This window comes from Virgibacillus sp. FSP13 (assembly GCF_054048505.1).
Map to the genome: position 1 here is coordinate 277,897 of NZ_JBSVKG010000001.1, position 24,135 is coordinate 302,031.

General features: G+C 37.0%; 14 protein-coding genes. 12 read left to right on the forward strand and 2 right to left on the reverse strand.

Annotation, left to right across the window (positions count from 1 at the left end; all coding sequences use genetic code 11):
• Positions 1-16: 16 nt before the first annotated feature.
• The 6 genes from ACW2QC_RS01205 (at position 17) to ACW2QC_RS01230 (ending at position 12,716) form a co-directional block, all read left to right on the forward strand.
• On the forward strand, positions 17-2,197 hold the full coding sequence (locus ACW2QC_RS01205) for a 5'-nucleotidase C-terminal domain-containing protein (protein ID WP_457542150.1): 2,181 nt from the start codon (positions 17-19) through the stop codon (positions 2,195-2,197).
• 367 nt (positions 2,198-2,564) lie between these two features.
• A complete protein-coding gene (locus ACW2QC_RS01210) occupies positions 2,565-4,331 on the forward strand; it encodes a phosphodiester glycosidase family protein (protein WP_457542151.1) in 1,767 nt (588 codons plus the stop codon).
• A 313-nt stretch (positions 4,332-4,644) separates the two neighbouring features.
• The gene (locus ACW2QC_RS01215; protein ID WP_457542152.1) at positions 4,645-7,677 is read left to right on the forward strand and encodes an S-layer homology domain-containing protein; all 3,033 of its coding nucleotides are present in this window, start codon (positions 4,645-4,647) and stop codon (positions 7,675-7,677) included.
• Positions 7,678-7,966: 289 nt separating this feature from the next.
• Positions 7,967-8,866, forward strand: a complete 900-nt coding sequence (locus ACW2QC_RS01220; RefSeq protein WP_457542153.1) for a nucleotidyl transferase AbiEii/AbiGii toxin family protein — start codon at positions 7,967-7,969, stop codon at positions 8,864-8,866.
• 205 nt (positions 8,867-9,071) lie between these two features.
• Positions 9,072-10,496 carry an S-layer homology domain-containing protein gene (locus tag ACW2QC_RS01225; RefSeq protein ID WP_457542154.1) on the forward strand — a complete coding sequence of 475 codons (1,425 nt, stop codon included), beginning with the start codon at positions 9,072-9,074 and terminating at the stop codon, positions 10,494-10,496.
• 213 nt (positions 10,497-10,709) lie between these two features.
• A complete protein-coding gene (locus ACW2QC_RS01230; protein ID WP_457542155.1) occupies positions 10,710-12,716 on the forward strand; it encodes an S-layer homology domain-containing protein in 2,007 nt (668 codons plus the stop codon).
• A 275-nt stretch (positions 12,717-12,991) separates the two neighbouring features.
• On the opposite strand, the gene ACW2QC_RS01235 is transcribed toward ACW2QC_RS01230, so the two are convergent.
• Positions 12,992-13,882, reverse strand: coding sequence for an accessory Sec system S-layer assembly protein (locus ACW2QC_RS01235; protein ID WP_457542156.1), 891 nt, complete (start codon positions 13,880-13,882; stop codon positions 12,992-12,994).
• A gap of 20 nt (positions 13,883-13,902) precedes the next feature.
• The gene (secA2, locus tag ACW2QC_RS01240; RefSeq protein ID WP_457542157.1) at positions 13,903-16,275 is read right to left on the reverse strand and encodes an accessory Sec system translocase SecA2; all 2,373 of its coding nucleotides are present in this window, start codon (positions 16,273-16,275) and stop codon (positions 13,903-13,905) included.
• A 178-nt stretch (positions 16,276-16,453) separates the two neighbouring features.
• Here secA2 and ACW2QC_RS01245 point away from each other — a divergent pair, with 178 nt between their 5' ends.
• The 6 genes from ACW2QC_RS01245 (at position 16,454) to ACW2QC_RS01270 (ending at position 24,096) form a co-directional block, all read left to right on the forward strand.
• Positions 16,454-16,594 (forward strand): hypothetical protein, encoded by a 141-nt coding sequence (locus ACW2QC_RS01245; RefSeq protein WP_457542158.1) that lies wholly within the window; start codon positions 16,454-16,456, stop codon positions 16,592-16,594.
• A 158-nt stretch (positions 16,595-16,752) separates the two neighbouring features.
• Positions 16,753-17,970, forward strand: coding sequence for an O-antigen ligase family protein (locus tag ACW2QC_RS01250; protein ID WP_457542159.1), 1,218 nt, complete (start codon positions 16,753-16,755; stop codon positions 17,968-17,970).
• A 595-nt stretch (positions 17,971-18,565) separates the two neighbouring features.
• Entirely contained in the window at positions 18,566-19,714 is a 1,149-nt protein-coding gene (locus tag ACW2QC_RS01255; RefSeq protein ID WP_457542160.1) for a polysaccharide pyruvyl transferase family protein, read from the forward strand.
• Between the two features lie 43 nt (positions 19,715-19,757).
• The gene (gene murJ, locus ACW2QC_RS01260; protein WP_457542274.1) at positions 19,758-21,236 is read left to right on the forward strand and encodes a murein biosynthesis integral membrane protein MurJ; all 1,479 of its coding nucleotides are present in this window, start codon (positions 19,758-19,760) and stop codon (positions 21,234-21,236) included.
• Positions 21,236-22,003 carry a glycosyltransferase family 2 protein gene (locus tag ACW2QC_RS01265; protein WP_457542161.1) on the forward strand — a complete coding sequence of 256 codons (768 nt, stop codon included), beginning with the start codon at positions 21,236-21,238 and terminating at the stop codon, positions 22,001-22,003. Before murJ ends, ACW2QC_RS01265 begins: the two co-directional genes overlap by 1 nt.
• Positions 22,004-22,275: 272 nt before the next feature.
• Positions 22,276-24,096: a polysaccharide biosynthesis protein gene (locus ACW2QC_RS01270; RefSeq protein ID WP_457542162.1), complete on the forward strand. Its 1,821-nt coding sequence runs from the start codon at positions 22,276-22,278 to the stop codon at positions 24,094-24,096.
• Positions 24,097-24,135 lie beyond the last annotated feature (39 nt).

Below are 24,135 nucleotides of genomic sequence, written 5' to 3' on the forward strand. Positions count from 1 at the left end.
AAGGGGGAAATAAATAATGAAAAGTAAAAAGAACATTGGTAAATTTACTGGAAGTACACTTACAGCAGCTGCTGCGGCTAGTTTAGCGTTTGTGCCGGTTGCTTCAGCCGCAACGTCAGATGGTTATACAGATGTAGCAAAAGGTGATAGTCATTATGACGCAATTATGGCACTTACAAAAGATGAAATTGTAAAAGGTTTTGAAGATGGTTCATTCGGTCAATGGCAGAATATAAATCGTCAACAAGTTGCGGTTATATTATATGAAGCTTTTAATCTAACACCACCAGAAGATATGGATCAAGTTCTAGAAGTATATGATGATGTGGATAGTGACCATCTGTATGCAAAACAAATCGCTGCTGTAACAAAAGCAGGAATTTTCAAAGGGAGTAATGGATTATTTGCACCTGATGAAAAGATTTCGCGTGAACAAGTTGCCTCTGTTATTTTACTTGCTGAGGACCTAGCAGACTATCATGTGATAGATGGAAAAGATATTAATCTGGATAATGTAGGTGATTCACATAGAGAGCGCGTACAGATCCTAGCAGATTTGGGAATAACGAACCAAACGGATGATTTTCGCCCGAACGAAGACATTACAAGAGGGGCATTTGCTACATTATTCTATAAGCTAATGAACAAAGCGGATGAGTTGAATGACAAGTACCAGCTTGACTTAATGCATACAAGTGATACACATGCACACGTAGATAATGGTGCGAAGCGTGTTACTGCTGCTAAAAATTTCCGCAGCGAGTATCCAAGTGCGCTATTACTTGACTCTGGCGATGTATTCTCAGGTACTTTATACTTCAACAAATTTTACGGGCAAGCAGACATGGCTATCATGAACCTAATGGGCTATGATGCGATGACGTTTGGAAACCATGAATTTGACCTAGGCCAAAAAGAAGGAAATCACGAGAAATTAGCTGAATTCATTGATACCGCTAATTTCCCAATTGTTAGTTCAAATGTTAATGTTACCGCTGATGAAAATTTAAGCCCACTTTATAAAGGTGGAATTACTTCTCAGCCCGAGGAAAGCAATATATATGATGGGATTATCAAAAATGTTGATGGAGAAAGGGTTGGAATTTTTGCTTTAACAACCGAGGAAACAGAAAATATTTCAAGTCCATTAAATGTAACGTTTGATGATTATGTAGCGACAGCAGAAAAAATGGTTACAGAATTTGAAGCTAAAGGTGTCGATAAAATTGTTGCTGTGACACACATCGGTTATAACGATAATCCTGATAGTAATGACATTAATTTGGCAAAAGCTGTTGACGGTATTGACGTCATCCTTGGTGGACATAGTCATACTGAATTAGATGAGCCAGCTGTTGTTACAGTGGATGCAGCAGGACAAAAGAAAGCGCCGACTATTATTGACCATACATTCCAATACAGCAATTTCCTTGGTACGCTAAATGTGAAATTTGATGATCACGGAAAAATCATTGGCCATGCAGCTGAATTGGTATCCATTGATGATCAGGAGCCAGATGCTGAAGCTGCAAATGTATTAGCACCGTTCAAAGAAGAAATAGATGAAACAATGGAGAAAGAAACTGGTGCAACTGCAGCCCATCCTTTCGACAACCCGCGTGGTGATGTGAGTGTTCGTAATAGTGAAACGGCCCTTGGTAACTTGATCACAGATGGTATGTTGAAAAAGGCGAAAACAATTAATAGTGATACAATCATCGCTCTACAAAATGGTGGAGGTATCCGCACAAATATCGATGAAGGACCAATCACGTACGGAGAAATCATGGAAGTTCTTCCATTTGGTAACACGCTTGCAACTATGGAGATAACCGGAGCAGAATTAAAACAGGCGTTTGAACATAGTGTAGCTAATGTGCCAAGTGAATTTGGTGGTTTCTTACACATCTCTGGCATGAAGTTAACCTATGATAGCTCAAAAGATGCAGGTGAACGAGTTGAAAGCATGGAACTTGCAGACGGTACACCAATCGATCCTGAACAAACATATGTAGCAGCAACAAATGCATTTACTGCAATGGGTGGCGATGGCTACGAAGTCTTTGAAAAAATCTACAAAGACGGACGCGTACAAGACCTCGGATTATCCGATTGGGAAAACTTAAAAGAACACGTAGTCAACCTCGAAACAGTAGAAACCGAAATTGAAGGAAGAATTGTTGACCAAAACAAATAAGTGGGACATGGGGATAGGTTTGTTGTCCCGCTCATTACGCACCCACAAGGTTGATGGTTCTGCTGTCGCATGCCTGGGAGGGTAGTGAGCAGTGGAACCGTCCCTACATCTTGCCTATATAGATAATTATCCCGGCAACCTCTACCTCAGGGTGGTGGTTGCCTATTTTAGGAACCACCTTTCTGCTTAGCAAAGGAGTAGGTGTCCTTGTTGTTTTTTATTATTTTTTCTGAAACTAATTTTTCAAAACATCTTAATTTAAATGGCCGAGAAGTGGGACAAGAAACCATGTCCCACTTTGAATAATAGCTATTACGTGGTAAACTTTCCCGTGGACCAAACAAAAAGAAAAGGAGAAATGTCAAACATGTCGAATAACAACATACATCTTAGAAGAAAGGCAGTTTTATTTTTTTTGGCCTTTATTCTATCAGTAAGCAATATATTCATAGCTTTACCTCAAAACGCTCATGCAGATTCCCAAAAAATTAAAAAGCAGTACAGGGCATCTGAGGGAATCACCTATAAGAATATCAACTTTAATAATGGATCCACCCGGAATAATGTGAATTTGATGCAAATAAATTTGGGAGATCCATATACAAAAGTGCAATTGGGAATAGCTGATCCAATGAACAAATTAGAAACACTTAGAAATAAGGCGGAAAAATCGAGTAAACCTGGCAATAAAGTTATCGGAGCTATCAATGGATCTTTCTATAACTTAAAAGATAGGATTCCAGTCAATTTGATTTCCAAGAATAATCGCTTGGTGTTTGCTGGGAATGTTCACAAGAGTAAAAACACCTATGTCAATGAACCAATTGCATTTGGCATAAATGCAAAAGGAAAAGGGCTAATTGATCAATATGATTTGACATTGAATTATACATATAATGGAAAGAAGTATAAAATAACAAACACGAACAAGCCGCGTAAGAAAAATAATACTATTTTATATACGAGTGAATTCTATCAATCTACTACGGGGACAAATCAATATGGGACCGAAGTAGTTTTTAAAACATCTTACCATCCAAGACTTACTTTTGGCTCAAATTATAACCTGGAAGTAACCTCGATACGCGAGGCCGGGGATAAAAAGCCTGTTAAAATACCGAAAAACGGTTTTGTTTTATCGGGACATGGAAAGGCTTCCGATAGGCTTGCTAAAATGGAAGTCGGGGATAAGGTAGAAATCAATGTAGATATTGATGATAAATGGAAAGATTCGTCCTTTATGCTTGCGGGTGGACCGCGGCTTGTAAAGGATGGAAAGGTAAATATGACAATTAATGAAGATAGTGCAGTTGCTAAAGCGGTTGCTCCGCGGACAGCAGTTGCAGTAGATAAGACTGGAAAGAACGTATTTTTTGTAACGGTAGATGGTCGACAAGATGGAAGTCCAGGAATGAATCTGAAACAATTTGCAACGTATTTAGCTTCTATTGGTGCAGATCGTGCATTGAACTTGGATGGAGGTGGATCTACAACAATGGTAGTCCGCCCTCCAGGGAAAAAATCCCTTCAAGTGGCTAATTCATTATCGGGTGGCTTTGAGCGTAGTATTTCTACTATTTTAATGGCTGTAGATACAGTGCCAGAAAATACGATTTTTAAAGATGTCGCTTATCGAAATTCCCATTATGAAGGGATCAATTGGCTCAAAGACCATGGAATTCAAGGGTATCCTGATAATACATTTGGCGTAAATGAAAAGTTGAAACGTAAACATAGTGCGATTATGTTTACCAAGATACTAGACTTGAATTTGCCACAAGCTGAGAAGGTAGAAAAACTGTTTAATGATGTCGAAGCTTCGTATGTGTATGCAGATTACATTGCAGCGGTCGGCAACGCTGATATATTCAATGGAAGCAATGGCGATTTTCAACCCGAAAAAACGATGACTAGAGAACAAATGGCAACCACTCTTGTTAATGCTTTTGGGTGGGAGGAAAATGGAACACATAAAAAGGTTAATTTAGCTAATGTTGATCCATCCCATAAGAAAAATGTACAAATACTGGCTGATCTTGGAATAACAAACCAGTTGGAAGATTTCCGACCGCAGGAAGCAGTGACAAGAGGACAATTTGCTACTTTCCTTTATAAGGCAAATGAAAAGAAATAGGTAGAATTGGCTGGAGTTAAATTGTAAAGTTGGTCCATCCATAATGGTATTTATTTTAGAAATCCAAAGCATATTAAGTGAACAGCCCCTCACCAAGCACGCAAACGGAATGAGGGGCTATTTTTTTGGAAAAATAATGATAACCTGCCAAAACTATTCACTATTTTACCATGTTTATATTTGATAGAATGGGAAATAGTTAAGTAGAGGTTTTCGTAAAGAAACCATAAACTTGATATAACATAAGGGGCAGTTCAAAAATAGATACATATATTAGCGAACTGTACTTAACATCTTTGGGAGGGCATAATTTATGTCAAATAAAAGAAATTATAGAAAGCTTGCTACTTCTACAATGGCAGCAGCAGCTGCTGTAACTGCAATAGCTCCTGTTGTTTCGGCAGCAGAATCGACTACTGAATTCTCAGATGTCGACAAAAGTAATGACCATTATGAAGGTATAATGGCATTAGCAGAACAAGGAATCATTCAAGGATATACGGACGGTAGATTCGGCCCATGGGACAATGTTACTCGTGCGCAAGTAGCGGCAATGTTGAGCAATGCATTGAATCTAGATGCTCCTGCAGATATAGATGAAGTGTTGAAAGGTTATACAGACGTTAATGCAGATAATGAATACGCAGAGCAAATAGCTGCTGTAACTGCTGAAAATGTATTTAAAGGTCAACTTAATAATAAATTTAATCCATGGAATGATATTTCCCGTGAACAAATGGCTACTGTTCTTGTTAAGGGATTAGATTTGGATAAATATGATACAGGTGAAAAGGCCGACGTTAACCTTGATAACGTTACTCCTGACCATGCGGATAACGTACAAGTATTAGCTGACCTTGGTATCACTGTTGAATTGGATGATTTCCGTCCAACTGAAAAAATATCTCGTGCTCAATTCTCTACAATGTTGAATAAAGCATTGAATGTTGTTGAAGAGAATGCTACACCAGTTGTTGAGAGTGTAAGTGCGGTAACTGCTGGGGAAGTAACGGTTAATTTCAACAAACTTCCTGAAAACTTGAATGCTGATCAATTTACGATTGAAAATAGCAAAAATGTTGAGGTTCCAGTTAAAGAAATTAAAGCATCTGATGATAACTCTGTTGTTTTAGTATTAGATCGTGATTTGGAAAACAATGGTGAATATAGTCTTTCTTATAATAACGGGGAAGAATCTAAAAGCTATGATTTTTCTTATGTGAAAGCAACACCAACTTCAGTTGAAATCACTACATCTACTATTGCTGCTAATGATGGAGCTGCAGCAGTTGAAGCAAAAGTACTTGCTGGTTCTACAGATGTTACTTCTGACTTTGATGTTATTTTCTCTGATGATAATGGATACTTGAACGAAGATGGTAGCTTGAAAGACGAACTTGAAAAAGGAACAACTTTCTTAGCAAAAGCAAAAGTTGTTTCTGATGATACTACAATCGAATCAAAACCAGTACTAGTAACAGTGGAATCAGCAGTAGCAGATGATTATAACTTCTTTACTATAGCTGATTCAGCAGTAGCTGATTCTACTCTTAAAGAGGAAGATACAGTAACTACCGTTGAGACTGACTATGTTAGTGAAAATGCTAAGTATGTAGTACCATATGTTAATGATCAATTTGGCGATTTACTAGAGAATACGGATGAAACTTTCCAATTCAAGTCATTAAATCCTGATACAGTTCTTGTTAACGAGAACAGCGGGAAAATCCTTGGTGTTTATAAAGAAGGAAAAGCTCAAATTGAAATTACTTCTCCTGGTACCAGCTTTAAACAAATTGTTACATTAAATGTACAAAAGCCAGCTGAGGTATCATCATTTGAATTATCTGATACAGAATACTCAACTGTAGATACAGCTAGCGCTAAAACAATTTCTGTAACAGTAAAAGACCAATACGGCAAGGCTGTTTCTGGTGTTACTCCAGAGGTTACTGTAGCAGATAATAGTAAAGATAAGGTGTCAGTAGATAATAATATTGAAGCTACTGATAAAGATGGTAAAACAACTTTTACAATTGAACCAAATGCGGGAGAGTCAGGTAAAGCAGTAATAAATGTCAAAGCCGGTGAACTTGACGTACAAACTGTTACTGTCGATATTGAAAAGGCTGGACAAACAGTTGGTTATGATATCACTAATACTGGCGATGATCTTGTATATGATAAAAACGATAGCAAAGACGACGCTCTTGCATTCAGTGTATATGGTGTAGACGCAAATGGTAATCATACATCTAAGGATTCAGTAGATGATGTTAAATATGTTGTTAAAGACGATGAAGGCAATAAAGTTGAATCTAATGGTCTATCCTATGATGTTTCAAAATCTGAACTAGGAGTAGGGAAATATACACTAGAAGCTAGTAAGAATGGATTCTCATATGGTTCAGTATCATTTGAAATTGTAGATACAACTTCTCATTTAGCAACAGTAGACTTCCAAACTACTTCAATCGAATTAACCGGTGATACTAATTTAGTAGATGCTCTTAATGGAGTGAAACCAGTTCTTAAAGATCAGTTTGGTGAAGTGATCAAGAGTGATGATGATAAAAATAAACAACTAGACGCTACCGATATTGATTTTGAGAATATTGTAGTAACAAATGAAAAAGTATTTGACATTGATGAAAATAAAAATATTAATCTTAAGTCCTCTGGCACAGCTACTTTAAACGTACCATTCAAAGTTGTTGATGCGGATGGAAAAGAAACAACTAAGAATGTATCATTCCAAGTTACAACTAAGATTGATACTCAAGACGAATTAGAAGATGCTATTAGTCATTCAACCGCTGCTACAGATACAATTACTCTAGCAGGAGATATTGATCTTGATAGTGAATTGGATATTAATAACCCTGTTACAATCAATGGTGATGATGCATTTACAATTGACGGTTCAGTACTGGTTACCGCTGACAATGTAACACTTAAAGATCTAACTGTAGATGGACCAAATACAGTGGCTGATCATTGGGATGGAGACTATGCAATCCAACTTTATGATGTAAATGATGCTAAGCTTACTAACGTAACTGCTAAAAATAGTGATGCAGGTATCTTAGTAAATGGTTCAACTGCTACATTCCATAACATTACTACTTCTGACAATGAATTTGGAGGAATTGAAGTATCAAAAGGCACAGGAGTTTCACAAGATCCAGAATTAACAGTTACTGGTACATCTAAACATAATGATGCGGAAGGTAAACCAGCGATCTGGATAGATGGAGAAACTTCAAATAATGGTTGGGTAAGTGCAGATGCTTATGAAGAAACTACCGAGAATGATAAAACTCAAGTTTGGTTTAATTTGAAATAAGCAAACCATGTTGGGAATCATGGGAACATTATCATTTCCCAAGATTTGTCGAATTAAACTTCTAGACAAATGAGAAAGCTCCGTGGAGAGAGATCTCTACGGGGCTTTTCTTTTCTTTTATTAATTACAGGGACAATCCATAGGTGCTTTGGTAAAGTACATAAAAAATACAAAAGGCATAATTTGCCACCGGTATATAAAATTTAAACTCGATATAATCATATAGTTCGTAATTGAGAACATAAGTAGTACGTTATCAATTTAACCATAATAGTTAGGGGTGTTTAAAATGGGGGAAATCATCAATATACAAGCATCAGAAGAGGAACGATTACGAAAAGTTGCGGAACAAAACGGAAGAGATTTTGATTCTATCGTATTATTGTATTTGCAAGAGCGTCTTTTGCAACGCTTGTCCGTCTCCGAATATCGGAATAAATTTTTGCTGAAAGGGGCATTGTTCTTACATACTTTGATACCTTTTAGGACAAGACCAACAAAAGATATGAATTTTTTGGCTGGGCAAATTTCCAATGATGTTCAATCTATAAAGGAAGCATTTGTAGCAGTTTGTGCAATATCTAGTGAGGATGGCGTGACATTTGATGAAACTAGTATTACCGTAAAACGTTACAATGAGGGAGTCGACGATGAAGGGATTCGGGTAATGATTCCAGCATCGCTTGGAAATCTAGAAAAGGAATTACAGCTAGATGTCCACTTTGGTGATGTAGTTGTACCAAAGCCACAGGATCTTCAGTACCCTACGATGATTGGCATGACGCAACCTAGCCTTTGCGCATATTCAAAGGAATCCGCTGTAGCTGAGAAGTTTGAATCCGTTTTGCGAATGGAAGCTGATCGTAGAATGAAAGACTTTTATGACCTTTATACATTATTAACTACGGAAAACTTTGATGGTCGTGTTTTACTTGAGGCTGTATTTGAAACATTCCAGAGAAGAGGAACGGTTTTAGAAAAAGAACATCTGGTATTTTCCGGCTCATTCGCAGAGGATAATGCAAACCAATGGACTACCTATTTAGGCAGAATTGGATTAGAAGAGAATTTGGAATTCCGTGTTGTAATGAACGCAATTAGCAATTTTTTATTTCCTATCTATCAAGCTATCATTGAAGAAAATGAATTCTTTAAAACGTGGAATACCCAACTTCAAGCGTGGGAGTAGCTGGGGGAACTAGATACACATTAAATAAGGAAGTCCTGTGGAAAGAAATCGCTACAGGACTTTTTTATTTTGTTCTCAAGGAGTAGGGTTACATCTACAAATGCTAGAAAATTTCACAAATTAGGTTGATCTTCTTTTTTTGTTACTATAAGCTAGACTATAAGTGTCTTTTTAATATCAGAAGACCGTGTTAAGGAGGTAGATTATGAAAAAGGTTTTATTTAGTACAATGGTTTTATTGATCAGTTTGTTTGGAATCTCAACGCAGAGTGCATTAGCCAGTGGAGATCAAACAAAGTCTAGTAATCTCTCAATACAAGAAACAAAACAGATCATTTCTGAAACGGCTAGAGAATATGGAATCCCACCGGAAATTTTAAAAGCCATCGCAGCTATGGAAAGTGAAGACGAGTATAAGCAATTTAATGAAGATGGAACTCCGGTAATTTCATCAGATGGCGGAATTGGTGTTATGCAAGTAACCCCGGATAAAATAAATATACCAGTGGATATTGAAAAGTTAAAAACGGACATAGACTATAATATTGATATTGGTGCAAGAGTACTAATGAACAAGTGGAATCTGGATTATTTACCGAAGATTAATAGTCATGATAAAAATATTCTAGAAGATTGGTATTTTGCTATTATGGCATATAATGGATTATCAGAAACAAACGATCCGAATCTTCATAAAGGCAAGGCCTACCAGGAGCGGGTGTATAAACGGATTGAAAGCGCATCTTTGCTTTATGGTAACGAATCTTATTTTGAGTTTCCTAAGTTTACTATTAATTATGAAGCGGACAATGATACAATGTTCTTTCCGCCAAATAAAAACTATGAGACAGGAACTTCAACTACTTCTCGGGAATTCTATCAAAAAGGGGATATTGTCTATATTGATGGAAGAGATGGTTCTGTTAGTCTAAGGGAAGGTTCATACAATGGTCCTGTATCAACAAAACTATGGTCATATACACCTTTAACCATTACAGGTGACCCAGTTGAGACTTCAAGTTTTGGTAATGAATTTGCATATTATCCAGTAAGTGGTGTGGATGCGAATGGATTTGTAGCCTCTGCATACCTGAATAAGGGTAGTGAAGATTTAATGTTCACTGATCCGGTCGATGATAAACGTGCTGCAGCTCTAGCATTTGCTGCTAAGAATGGATATGTGAAAGGTTATCCAGATGGAAGTTTTGGTTCTAATGATCCACTGAAACGAAAACACGTGGCAGTTATTCTAGACAAGATATTATCACTTTCCGCACCGGATAGTTATCAGATGGTTGCTGATGATGTACCGGTAAACCATAAATATTATGAACAGCTAAGAAGAGTTGAATATCATAAATTGCTTGGCGGTGGCGGAAAACTTCGTCCAAAACAGAATCTAACACGCGCGCAAATGGCTGAGGTTATGGCAGAAGCATTTGATTCCTACTATGAAAAGCCGGAAAAGCAGCATATTTTCATAGATCAGAAAGCCATCTGGAATCCAGAGAAGGTGAATACGATTTATTATAATGGGGTTACTGTAGCGGATCCATTCCGCCCAGGAGAGAATATCACCCGATCTCAATTTGCGCTATTCATCTACTTAACAATGGTTGACGTTGAGTAGTTAGATAGTTTCTTTAAGCTTTTTAAATTTTGTCTTTGGAAATAAAAGTGCGATTAACGCTTATACTTAGTTCGATTACTTTTATGTTCTAATGTTTCTTCATTAAAAGTACTTGTTTACAGTAAAAAAATGAGAGTATACCTAATTACATAGAGGGAGGTTTACATTTATATGTTCAAAGATAAAAGATATCATAAATTTGAGGCTGCCACGATGGCAGCAGCTGCCGCAGTGGTAGCAGTTGCCCCTGTGGCGGTTGCCGCAGACGAAACGGGTTTCTCTGATGTAGATACAGATAATGATCATTATGACAATATCCTAAAGCTAAAGAATGCTGGAATTGTCATAGGAGATAATGGCAAGTTCAAACCTTATGAAGAAATTACCCGTGGCCAGGTAGCGGCAATTTTAAAAAAATCACTGAACTTGACTGTCCCTACTCCAATAGGGCCAATTTTGACAAGGTATTCAGACGTATCAGCTCTCGACGATGAATATGCAGGTCAGATTGCAGCCGTAACCAAAGCAGGTATTTTCAGCGGTGATAATGGTAAATTCAACACATATACCAACATTACTCGTGAACAGATGGCAACAGTACTCGTCAAAGCATTTAATCTAGATAAGATTGATGCGGAAGAGGTGGCATTAACTGACAAGAAGATAAGCGATTCCCACAGAGCAAATGTACAGGTGCTTGCTAATCTGAACATTACGAACCAGACAAAGAACTTCCATGCGTATGAAGATATCTCGCGCGACCAGTTCGCAACAATGGTTGTTAAATCAATGGAAGCGGCTGGTGTGAAAGATGTGAAGGAAATCGATGTAAATTCCATAGGGACGAGTGAAGCCGCAGCTTACAGTGAGGATACTGATGGTGGTCGTGATTTCGAAGCAACTGTCTCTGAATGGAATGGTTCCCTAGCTCCTGAAGGAACCGACGTATATGTGACGATTTCAGATAATGATTTACAAGGTAACGTACAACTTCAGAATGCGGATGGTCATACAATAACAGCAGAAGATGGAGATGACAGATTTAACGGAAATGCGGAAAACATCTTCGCTTTGGAAACGGACAAAGACGGCAAGATAAACTTCACGTTAATTGGAGAAATGAATGCCAATGCGCAACCGACTGTCTTTCTAGATAACGGCGAAATAGAAGGCGAGCTGGACGCCAAAGATACGCAATCCATAGGTGAAACAACCTCATTCGGCAAGGCTGTTTTTAAAAATTCTACGCTGAAAGTGCTGGATAAGAATGGGGAAAAAGTAGAAGATGTACAAGTCGGTGAAGAAGGATTTTTCGTTTATCAATTATTGGATCAAAATGGGAAAGTTAACATATCATTGGAACATGCAACGACTTTTGAAGTGAAGAATATTGGATTGAATGAGATTGAAATTGAGGGTCAGACTATCCCGCGATATGAGTCCGAAACTATTCAAATTGACTCAGAAGACGGAAAAGCAATTTTGAATATGACTGCACAGGGACCGGCACATGTATCTGTAAAGGCTTCCAGTTCAAAGGACTCAATTCCGGATAAAAACGCAATGTTTGAATTCAAAGCAGGAGCTGAATTAAAGGAAGGCATGTATTATTTTGGTACGGGTAAACTATACAATAGTGATATTGATGCTAAAGAGATTACCGTGCGCATTAATGGTTATCCACACAAATTGGCATATGACGAAGCCGATTTGTACTTTAATCGCAATCAAACTTCCATTGATACATTTGAAAAAAAATCGATGTATGCTTCAAAATATGTTTTCTACAAAGCGAAGTCTGATGAAACCGATCAGCTCAACGTGACAAGATATTTGAGCGTGACAGAAGAGCCCGAAGAGGTGATAGCCCCAAGTAATGATATAGAAATCACTTCCTTGGAAGCAAAAAGTTACTTTAATCCGGCAGTCCTTGGGCTAAACTATAAAGTATCATTAAAAGGAACCATTGCACTCGAAGATATTGCGGATATTAAAGAAGTTACCGTGACTTTGTCTAGTAAAGAAACTGGCGATAAAAAAACAGAGTCCCTTTATGTAAACGAATACGGGATGTTTATGGGTTCATTTATAGAGAACAATTACGATTACCTTAACGGGCTTGTAGATGAATTTACTTTTGCTTCTTATGATCAGATAACGATTTCTTACACCAATGCAAAGGGCGAGGAATTGTCTGTAACAGAGGATTATGAATTCTAAGATGAATAACGCGTGTTAATCCAAAATCCATCAGAGGAAAGTTTATTCTAAATTTCCTCTGATGGATTTTGTTGTATTCAGCAATCTAGCGCGCGCGACATGTTCCGCTTTAAACACTTTGAAGCGTGAATATGTAAATAAGAATTTAGTGGAAGGGGGAACGCTATGTTAAAATTGGCTTACTCGCCGGTTTCGCATTCTTGATCAGAATTTACTAAGCTTAAAATGCTCAAAATAGCGGCAGTAGAATATTCTATTCTACTGCCGCTTTTCTATTATTGGATCGGATATGCTTGCCATTTGCTTAGGTCTATTTCTTCCTTTTTGATCATTGTTGAAGGAAAGACAAATGACCATGGTTTGCTCGTATTGGCCTTTACTGTAAAGTTTTCCAGCTTGAAACTCCCCCGAGCAATTTCTTCGTTGCTCGCATCTTTGATACCGAGCGGGATTTGTTCCAGTTGAATATTTTTATCCGCGCCATTGCGAATTAAAATGGTTACCGCTAAATCACCGTTCTCCACTTGTTTTGCTTGAATACCCATGAAATTTACTTCCCCAGGCTTTAATGAAGGTGCGTTATTCAAAAATTTTGTCAATGAGGCCTTTGTGTCTTCAGCAATTGATTTTTCCCATGATTCTTCTAAATCAAGTTGGTGTTTTTTCTTAAGTTCAAATGCGAGTGACCAGTCATCTATCGGTTCATCACTATTCGTCATGATCTTATTTGACTCAAATATAAAGGTCCATGGTCGCGCACTATTTGTAGGAAGCGTTCCAAGTTTGCTAAGGTCAAATTCCTTTCGCGCAATAGGCTCTCGATCGGCATTTAATAATAAAATAGTCGTTTTCCCGAATTGAATGTTTTTTGTCACTGTGCTTCTTATCAATCCTGTAACTTGTAAACCATTCTTGCCTTTTGTCAGTTCCATCCCGTAAATGGATATCTGATTCACATTAAGTTTTGGGCTTTGACTATTATGAAAAGCGTAAACATATCGCGCTTCATCCGTTAAATTCCAACCTTCTGGAATTGATAATGTCGTCTCGATTCCAGCTTCGTCAGATTCTGAATTGCTAGATTCTGATTCCAAAAAATCATTAGCATCGGCTACATCATCCTTGGTTTGTTTCTGTTTTTTCTTGTCTTTTGAAAAGTTGAACATAAGATCTCCCTTTCTAGATTTTAATGTTGTGATTCTGATTCTCGGCGTTCGTTTGTACGTTTTATAAAGCGGGCAATTTGAACTGCAATCTCGTAATTGATTTCCTTAAACAACGATTCAAATAGTGTGTAGCCTTCTTTTTCAAACAGTTGAACAGGATCCTCCTGCTGGTATTGCCTAATGCCGATTCCTTCTTTTAGCTGGTGCATCGTATTCAAATGAGTTTTCCATAAGTTATCAATGACAAACAATGCTAGTCCTTCCGAAGTTGTCAGGACTTCCTCGTCTTCTTCAAACGATTGCAATTGTTTGAAGTGCTCATCAATTGATGGCTGTACATAATCTTTCATTTCTTCAACGCTTTCGAACAATTGTTCAGCAAATGAGACTTGTACAAGTAACACTTTGTTTAATTCTTTCGCCAACTTTTCTAAATCCATTTCCTCAGGTAATTCTTCAACAGCGCAAAATGCATCAACTATTTCCATTGGTAGGGATTCTGTTTGTTTCATTAGAAAAGATAGCGCATTATCAGATTCCAGAATCTTGTCCCGGAATTGGTAAATCACTTCACGTTGATTGTTTAAAACACTTTCCAATTTCAAATTATATTCCCGGAATTGATAATGGATGCCTTCACATATTTTTTGAGCAGTATCTACAAACTTGTGAATACTTGCTGAGGTTATACAACCGTTTTTATCTGACTTTACCTTTGACTCGATCCGTTCCAATTCATCGGATGCGTAGCGGGTAAATAGATAATCTTCCAGGGAAATGATAAATTGGGTCGAACCAGGATCACCTTGACGAGCAGAGCGCCCTTTAAGCTGATTGTCAATTCGTTGGCTTTCGTTACGCTCCGTTCCTATTACATGCAACCCACCAAGCCTGTCCACACCTTCACCAAGGATAATGTCTGTACCGCGTCCAGCCATATTCGTGGCAATGGTGATTTTTCCTTCTAGACCTGCTAGAGCGATCAATTGTGCTTCTTTTTCAACGCTTTTGGCATTTAATAATTGATAATTCAAGTTTCCATCATCAAGTGTTTTGGCAATCTCTTCTGACTGCATGATAGATGTTGTGCCAATAAGAATCGGTTGACCCTTGTCATGTCGTTTTTTAATTTCTGTTAATAAATAATTGTTTTTTTGTTCTCTAGTCATAAAAACCATGTCAGGCATATCGATGCGCTGATTTGGTTTGTTCGATGGTACGATGATAACATCCATGCCATAGACTTCTCTTATTTCTTCTTCTTCCGTCTTGGCTGTTCCTGTCATACCAGATAAAGTTGGATACATACGGAAGTAGTTTTGAATGGTGATCGATGCATGTGTTTTGTTTTCTTCGGTATTCATTAAACCTTCTTTTGATTCGAGTGCTTGATGGAGACCATCGCTCAAACTTCGCCCTTCCATAATTCTGCCGGTATTCATGTCAACCAGTTTTATTTCTCCGTCTTCTACTATATAATCCACATCACGTTCATATAACACTCTGGCACGTAATGCTTGTAGTAGGGAATGGAATAGTGTGCTGTGCTGCAAGTCAAATAGGTTATCGATCCCGAACACTTTTTCACATTTCGTTATTCCGTCATCCGTGAAATTAACGACTTTTAATTCGCGGTCATACACATAATCATCGTCTGGTTTCAGTCCTTTTACGGTGCTTGCGCAAACTTTATAAAGTCTGCCACTTGGCTGATCTTTTCCAGCAATGATTAGCGGTGTTTTGGCTTCGTCGATTAAAATACTGTCAACTTCATCAATGATGGCATAGTGGTATGGACGTTGTACTTTGTTTGAAGTGGATTGAGCCATGTTATCACGTAGATAATCAAAACCAAATTCGGTTCCAACCCCATAAGTAATGTCACGGTTATAAGCTTCTTTCTTTTCAAAATTACTTAAACCAGCAACATTTAGACCAACCGTAAGTCCGAGGAATTCGTGAATTTGTCCGATTAATTCCATATCCCGTTGTGCAAGATAATCATTGACCGTGATCACGTGGACGCCCTTTCCTTCAAGGGCAACAAGATAACTTGGCAGGGAGGCAACAAGTGTTTTCCCCTCACCTGTTTTCATTTCTGCTATATTCCCTTTCAGCAGGACAAGCCCACCTAATAACTGCACATCAAAATGGCGCATACCTAATACACGTTTGGAAGCTTCCCTTACTGTGGCAAATGCTTCCACCGCTAAATCGTGTATGGTTTCACCTTTTTTTAATCGTTCTTTGAATTCAATTGTTTTCTCTTTCAATTGTGCATCTGTTAATTGCTGATACTGTTCTTCGATTGCATTTATTTTTTCAACCATTTTCAGATATGGTTTTAATGCACGAATATTTTTCGGCTTTTGATCCGTAGTTTGTTTAACCATACAAATTAATACTCCTTAGATGTGGTATTCATGGTACTAGTATAACATGAATGAGCATGTTAAGATAAGATATTGGAAAAACATTATTTGGGTGTTTTTCCTTTATTCAGTGTACGATAATCTATGCTATATAATAGTTTGACTTTAGTTGTTTAGGTTTGGAAGGATTGAAAAGAAAATGACAATTGGAATTGTAGGAAACTACGGTAATAATAACCAGGGTGACGAAGCAATACTGGAAGGTATCCTCGTCCAAATTGAAGATGCGTATCATATGGAACGGAAGGATATGATCGTTTTTTCATTGCGGGCGGTTTGAAATTTGTTAAGTGATTAAGATCAAATTTTAAAGAGAGGTACATGACTTATGTATGGCTTTTGTTGCTGCCGTCACTATATGTTAAATTTTCTTTTCGCATTTGAGAAAGTTTGGTATTATTTAAACAGTTATTTTAATTAAAAATGAGGATTTGACTTATGAAACAGGTAAATAAAAAGGCTGATTATGAAAGAATATTTTTCGCTTTATTTTTCATTTTATTATTGATGAACACATTTGTGCGCACGCAATTAACAGGATTGTTCAGTATTGGGGAATTAAGTACTAATCTTACGCTTTTTTTTATGTTCCTATTACTCGTTAAAAGCTTTATAACTAACAAGCAATATGACATTTCTTTGGGAAAAGTCTATATTTCGTTGTCCCTTTTGATTGCGATTTTTTCGTTAAGCTTTTTAACCAGCAACCAAATGGAGTCATTTGAGTTTGTTAAATTATTCTTTTTATTTTTATTTATTCTTGGTGCAATTCGAATCAAGTGGCATCAAACACATATCAAAATTGCAGGATATGTATTTAGTGTTGTGATACTGCTTTTCTTTGTCCATTGGGTGGCATCAGGGTTTTTGATCCATGGATTTAAGAGTGTATTTCGTAATGAGAACTATTTAGGTGTACTCCTTTTTTCGATGCTTTATTTTAATATCTTATCGATTAAATACAGTAGAAGATTTGAACGTTCCTTTTTTACAGGTATTCTTTTTATTACGGCCGTGTTGATAATGGCTTCCGGTTCAAGGTCTGTTTTAATAGGTATCGCGGTTGCGGTATTCGGCTGGGTTATAATGAAAAAGTTTAGGAGTAAGTTTTCCTATCTTATTTATATCGTGTTGTTTGGCAATTTATTATTTATTGCTACATATGTCAAACTTAAAAATACATCACTTGGACACATGCTAAATGAATGGAGCAGGTCATTATTTGAAAAGAACTTATTTTCCGGAAGAGTGGAAATCTGGGAAGGTGTTATTCATGCTATTTTGAAGAAGCCTTGGTTCGGACATGGAGTGGGAATCAGGGCATCGGATGTAACGGATATTAATCTAACAGCGCATAACCTTTATCTACAGTTATTCCTTGAAGTAGGGGCTGTTGGTGTTATTTTCTTTTTTGCTTTTATTATAGGTATTTGGAAGCTGCTAAATGCGCGGCTGGATCATTATGTTTCCCGTTGGTCTGCTTGTTTTATGTTGGGAATCCTGGTTTATGAAACATTGGAATTAACTTTATTTCAAAACAATTATTCCATAGCAATGCTACAATGGCTAACTATAACGTTTGGTGTTAGCTTCGTGGACAATGACAAAATCGCTAAAAAAAGTAATTCCCGGTTATCACATCGACGGTATTATTAATTGAAATCTACAAAACTTGAATACGAAAGAAGTATAATCTAGGTATAAAAGTATTGGGTTATACTTCTTGTTTGCATGATCCCCCTTGTAACCACATGATTATTATCAAATAGTAATAGATCAGGTGTGTAGTCCCTTCTATACGAATTAAATATAGAATTATTCCTATGATATAGATTAAACTTCTTACAACCTTATCATCCCAGTATACCAAGTTAGTCATTAGTCGTTTGTAAATAAGTGCGAATTATTAGAGAGTCAGACATAATTTCTAGGCTAACAGTATTATTATGTACACTGTGTAGAACGTCATGGGACACTTAGTGGAAAACTTTAGATATTTAGATTGTTTGAAAAGGCCACCAAGTATCAGCACGGTAGCCTGAAAAAGTGTACAAAAGAGAGTGCCGGAAATATTGGTCTTATAACTAGGTTGAAAAAGTTGATATATACTGTGTATTGATTGTACTAGTATAACATGAATGAGCATGTTAAGATAAGATATTAGAAAAACATTATTCGGCAGTTTTTTCCTTAAATCGACAGGTTGTTGTTAGAAATTATCATATGGTTAGTTTGGAAGGATTGAAAGTGTATGGCAATTGGTATTGTGGGTAATTACGGAAATGATAATCAAGGTGATGAGGCAATCCTTGAAGGCGTTCTTGTCCAGTTGGAAGATGCGTATGCAGTTGAGCGGAAGGATATTATCGTCTTTTCCAATAATCCGGAACAAACGCGTGAGAAATTTGGTGTTCAATCTGCAAAACTTTATCATAAGAAAAAAAGCGCACCAATGACACTAATTGCAACCATAATGAAGAATAAATCCATTTTCCGTAAACTTGATATTTTGTTTGTTGGGGGTGGCGGAATTTTAATGGATTTATATGTAAATAGCCTTGTTATATTTAGCATGTACGGCTGGATTGCAAAGTTAACAAAAACCCCAGTTGTTATTTACGGGGCTGGTGCTGGTCCAATCTCAACTTTGACTGGAAAGGTGCTATTAAGGGCTCTTGCAAATCAGGCAAGACTTGTTACGGTTCGTGATCAAAAATCCAAAACGTTGTTGCAATCCATTGGTGTCAAAAAATCAATACATGTAATTACAGATCCCGCATTCCAAAATGGCGTTCCGGAAAAATCTATAGGAAGTAAAGATAAGCTTCGTATTGGGGTTACAGCGGTACCCTTTTACCATCCAGCTTACTGGCCAGAGGAAGACATGACAAAATATAATAATTATATTGATGGGATGGCTCGTAATCTTGATGAACTTTTACGTGAATATCCTGATGCAGTGGTGAATTTTTTTGCGACCAAACACCCACAGGACACTGCGGTAACAAAAGATATAAAAGAACGAATGAACAATAAAGATCAATGTGTAATATACGACGAAGGGCTGAATCATAAAGAAATTGTTCAACTTATTAATGAACAGGATATCGTGATTGGAACAAGACTTCATTCGTTGATTTTGGCACTTGTTACAAAAACTCCCATTATTGCTGTTGCTTACCATCATAAGGTGCAGGATTTTATGGATTCCATCGAATGTCATGATCTTGTGATTCCGATTGATGTGGTGAATAAACGGGATGATTATTTTTTCAGTGCCTACAGGGAAATGAGGGGAAATTGGAATCATACCTTGAAACGTTTTGATACAATAGCAAATGAAATGAAAAACAAGACACCAAAAGGGATGGATTTGGTCAAACGTGTTTATAGACCTTAGTGCAATTTCTGGCGTGTGTCAGGATGTCAGAGGATAGGTGCGTATGTTGAAATCTCGCTTTTTAAAGTTATTAGGTGCTATCACCATTATTAATATTGTCGCACGGTTATTCGGCTTTTTTAGGGAAGTATTCATCGGTTATCAGTATGGTACGACCTACCATGCTGACAGTATTATAACAGCATTTACAATTCCAAACTTTCTCTATCTTGTTCTTGGTGGAGCTTGTACAACTGCGTTTATTTCTGTTTATAGTAAGATGAATGCGTCGGTGAAGAATGATTTTGTGCAAACGATTTTTACACTTTTAAGCATAGTAGTTGGGGCATTAACAATATTGTTCATGGTCTTTCCTGAATTCTGGATTAAAATTATTTTTTCCGGGATGTCGAAAGAAGCACTAACATTAACAAGTAACTTATTCCTATGGACGGCGCCCTCAACATTATTTTTAGTATTATCTATTGTTTTTAGTGGACTGCATAATGTTCATGAAAATTATCGTTTAAGCACTTTTTCTACATTTACTTTTAATGGTATCTATTTATTTATTGGTGTCGGATTAACACCGTGGTTAATGGAATATTCATATGCATTAGGTGCGACAGCGGGTTCCGTGTTCATGTTTATCATTCTAGTTCATTATATTCGGAAACAGCAGCTTGTTCCACTTCGTTTTAAGATTGTAAAACTACCTGAGACAAGGCGGTTTTTGAAATTGGCCTTGCCTCTAATTTTTGGCGGAGCGACGATGCAGTTTTATCTATTGATCCAACGTATTTATGCGGCTGAATTAAATGATGGGACAATAGCTGCGATAAACTATGCATCAAAAATGACACAATTTCCCCAAGCAGTACTAATGACGAGTGTTACCACTATCATTTATCCGATGTTGGCCAAAGCGGCTGGTGAGGGTGATTTCACAAGAATTAATCAATCATACAAAAAAGGCTTTCGTATGCTGACATTGATTTTATTGCCAGCAAGTATTTTTATCTTTATTTATGCAAAAGAAATTATTACCTTTATTTTCGAATATGGGAATTTCAGTCAGGATTCAACAAATGTAACATATCCATTGTTGCAGATCTTTTCTATTTCTATTTTTTCTCTAGCGCTGAATACGTATGTTACTCGGTTCTTTTATGCGATGGAAAATACATTATTACCAACTGTGTTAAATGTTGTCTCGATATTCGGCATCAATATTTTATTGATCACTTTATTCATCGATCAATTGGGTGAGAACGCTATTGCGCTTGGAACGGTAATTAGCGCTATTATAAATATGATTTTACTGATTTCCTTTGCGAAATTTAAGCTGAATTTAGTTGTATGCAATTGGAGGTACTTGGTAGGTCTGTTAGTATTCATTATATTTTCCGCAAGCATACTATGGCTAACCTCGTTTATTCCAATTCGTTCTATCATCCTTTCCCTTCTTATTGGAGGAACAGTGACACTATTACTAATTGTTGGAGGCTTAAAATTAGTTAAAGAACCGGAGAGTGGACGATAATGTATGAAAAAAGTAAAGATGGTTTAGTCTCAATAATCATGCCGGCATATAATTGTGGTGATTATATAGGGATTGCAATTGATTCTGTAATCGCACAAACATATAAAGATTGGGAAATCATTGTAGTTGATGACTGTTCGATCGACCATACCGAAGAAGTAGTGAAAAATTATATGTCAAGGGACTCCAGAATTAACTATTATAAGCTAGAAAAAAACTCGGGTGCAGCAGTGGCTAGAAATACTGCCATTGATATTGCTAGTGGAGAATATATAGCTTTTCTTGACAGTGATGATGTTTGGTTTTCTGAAAAATTGACAAAACAGCTTAAATTTATGAAAGAAAACAATTATAATTTTACTTGTACAAATTACACTAAAATTGATGAAGACGGAAATTATCTTAACCAAATGATTACAACTAAAAACAAGAGTGATTATAATGGGATTTTAAAAACCAGCGCAGGAAATTCAACAGTTATGTATAATGCGAAAAAATTAGGTAAGTTTAAAATTCCAGATATCAAAAAGAGAAATGACTATGTAATGTGGTTGAAAATAATTAAAAAAGCGAAGTATTTGTATGGATTAGATGAATCACTTAGTAGTCACCGAATAAGAACTGGCGCAATATCACGAAAAAAGACAGGTCTGGTTGGCTATCACTGGAAGGTATATAGAGAAATAGAACATTTATCCTTTGCAAAGTCCGTTTATTTAATTGTTCACTGGGTGGTAGTAACAGTTTTTAGAACGTTAAGAAAATAAACTAAAGGCTAGACCATGGCCAAAGTGCTCAGTATCTAGATCGTGACACCTGTATTATATATGCAAGCGATTGGGTTGTTGCAATGGTTTATTATTGCTATTGGTATAAGCGGCGTGATTTCGTATAAACGTCGAGAACCAGATTAACAATTACATCTTCTACAACTAAAAATTGTTATATTTTTTCCTGCTTTTTGATGCTATAATTGAGAGTATGCAAAATTAGCTAGACCTTGCAAATAAGTCTATCATGATAGAAGGGGAATGACGTTATGAGATATCGAACCAGGCTGATATTACTTATAATCATGGATTCGATCATTGTCAGCACAGCCATATTTATCGGTGCTTGGATTGCATATCCATATGAACCTGTTATTCAGACGTCGTCACTTGTTATAAGCGCAATAGCACTACTTGTATTTCATCACCTATTTGCGTTAGTTTACAATTTATATAAAAAAGTTTGGGCATATGCCAGTGTTGGGGAATTAACAGCCATCGTAAAGGCGATAACATTATCCATTATTGCAACCGCGGTTGTTCAATATGTGGCAAGTGGTTTTGTTATCTACAAACGCGCATTATTGGTTACATGGATGCTGCACATCATTCTTATTGGTGGATCGCGGTTTGTTTGGCGTGTTTTTCGTGATTGTTATGTGAATAAAGATGGTAACAAAAAGAACACCTTGATTATTGGTGCGGGTTCAGCCGGTGCTATGATTGCTAGACAATTGAAAAACCAAAATAATTCAGGGTTGCTGCCGGTTGGGTATATTGATGATGACTGGTCAAAACAGAAAATGCAATTATATGATTTACCTATTTTGGGCCAAACCGAGGATATTACAACGGTTGTTCAAAATCATAATATAGAACATATTGTCATTGCGATTCCATCATTACAAAATGGCGCATTGAATAAAATTGTAGAAACTTGTAAGAAAACAAGAGTAAAAACACAAATACTCCCGAAAATGGAGGATATAATGACGGGGAAGCTTTCGGTAAGTCAATTGAAAGATGTTGAAGTAGAAGACCTTCTAGGACGCGAACCAGTAGAACTCGATATTGATGCCATTTCTGGGGATATCACGGGAAAGACAATAATGGTTACCGGTGCAGGTGGATCAATTGGGTCAGAACTATGTCGTCAACTTATGCGTTTTACTCCAAAAAAAATCGTATTAGTGGGGCATGGTGAATACAGTATTTATTCCATTGATATGGAGCTTAAGGACAAGTATTCTGATACGAATATTGAAATCGTTCCGGTTATTGGCGATGTTCAAGATCGTGCTCGTATGTTTGAAATTGTCGAAATGCATAAACCGGTTATCATTTATCATGCTGCAGCACATAAGCATGTTCCATTAATGGAATATAATCCACATGAGGCAGTAAAAAATAATATTATCGGTACGAAAAATGTAGCAGAAGCAGCGGATGCATTCGGTGTTAATTCGTTTGTCCTCGTTTCATCAGACAAGGCTGTCAATCCAACAAGTGTGATGGGTGCAACAAAACGACTTGCGGAGATGGTTATCGAGGACTTGAATAAGCGTAGCAAGACAAAGTTTGTTGCGGTACGTTTCGGTAATGTATTAGGCAGTCGTGGAAGTGTTATACCGTTGTTTAAGAAGCAAATCAATCAGGGTGGTCCGGTCACGATTACAGACCCGGAAATGAGTCGCTACTTTATGACGATACCTGAAGCATCACGATTAGTCATTCAGGCAGGAACACTTGCAAAAGGTGGAGAAATTTTTGTGCTGGACATGGGTGATCCAGTCAAAATTATCGATCTTGCTAAAAATTTAATTAGACTATCAGGTTTCACGGAGGAAGAGATACCGATTGTATATACTGGAATTAGACCCGGGGAAAAAATGTATGAGGAATTGTTAGATGACAATGAAATTCTCCCTGGTGAAGTGTACGAAAAAATATATGTTGGCAAGACGACGGAAGTAGAACCCGAGTTATTGTCAAACCTTGTCACGTATTTTAAAGGCTATTCAAATGAGGACTTAAAACATGAATTGATGCGGATTGTCTTTGTGGATAACGCATTAATGAAAGCAAGGTAATTAAAAAACAGAAATAGTAAACAGGAACGGTGATAATCA

What these genes read in the sequence shown, in the direction of transcription:
- ACW2QC_RS01205 (WP_457542150.1), top strand. Translation starts at nt 17, where the DNA reads ATGAAAAGTAAAAAGAACATTGGTAAATTTACTGGAAGTACACTTACA.
- secA2 (WP_457542157.1), bottom strand. Translation starts at nt 16,275, where the DNA reads ATGGTTAAACAAACTACGGATCAAAAGCCGAAAAATATTCGTGCATTA.
- ACW2QC_RS01270 (WP_457542162.1), top strand. Translation starts at nt 22,276, where the DNA reads ATGAGATATCGAACCAGGCTGATATTACTTATAATCATGGATTCGATC.
- ACW2QC_RS01225 (WP_457542154.1), top strand. Translation starts at nt 9,072, where the DNA reads ATGAAAAAGGTTTTATTTAGTACAATGGTTTTATTGATCAGTTTGTTT.
- ACW2QC_RS01245 (WP_457542158.1), top strand. Translation starts at nt 16,454, where the DNA reads ATGACAATTGGAATTGTAGGAAACTACGGTAATAATAACCAGGGTGAC.
- ACW2QC_RS01230 (WP_457542155.1), top strand. Translation starts at nt 10,710, where the DNA reads ATGGCAGCAGCTGCCGCAGTGGTAGCAGTTGCCCCTGTGGCGGTTGCC.
- ACW2QC_RS01210 (WP_457542151.1), top strand. Translation starts at nt 2,565, where the DNA reads ATGTCGAATAACAACATACATCTTAGAAGAAAGGCAGTTTTATTTTTT.
- murJ (WP_457542274.1), top strand. Translation starts at nt 19,758, where the DNA reads ATGTTGAAATCTCGCTTTTTAAAGTTATTAGGTGCTATCACCATTATT.
- ACW2QC_RS01220 (WP_457542153.1), top strand. Translation starts at nt 7,967, where the DNA reads ATGGGGGAAATCATCAATATACAAGCATCAGAAGAGGAACGATTACGA.
- ACW2QC_RS01215 (WP_457542152.1), top strand. Translation starts at nt 4,645, where the DNA reads ATGTCAAATAAAAGAAATTATAGAAAGCTTGCTACTTCTACAATGGCA.
- ACW2QC_RS01235 (WP_457542156.1), bottom strand. Translation starts at nt 13,882, where the DNA reads ATGTTCAACTTTTCAAAAGACAAGAAAAAACAGAAACAAACCAAGGAT.
- ACW2QC_RS01250 (WP_457542159.1), top strand. Translation starts at nt 16,753, where the DNA reads ATGAAACAGGTAAATAAAAAGGCTGATTATGAAAGAATATTTTTCGCT.
- ACW2QC_RS01265 (WP_457542161.1), top strand. Translation starts at nt 21,236, where the DNA reads ATGTATGAAAAAAGTAAAGATGGTTTAGTCTCAATAATCATGCCGGCA.
- ACW2QC_RS01255 (WP_457542160.1), top strand. Translation starts at nt 18,566, where the DNA reads ATGGCAATTGGTATTGTGGGTAATTACGGAAATGATAATCAAGGTGAT.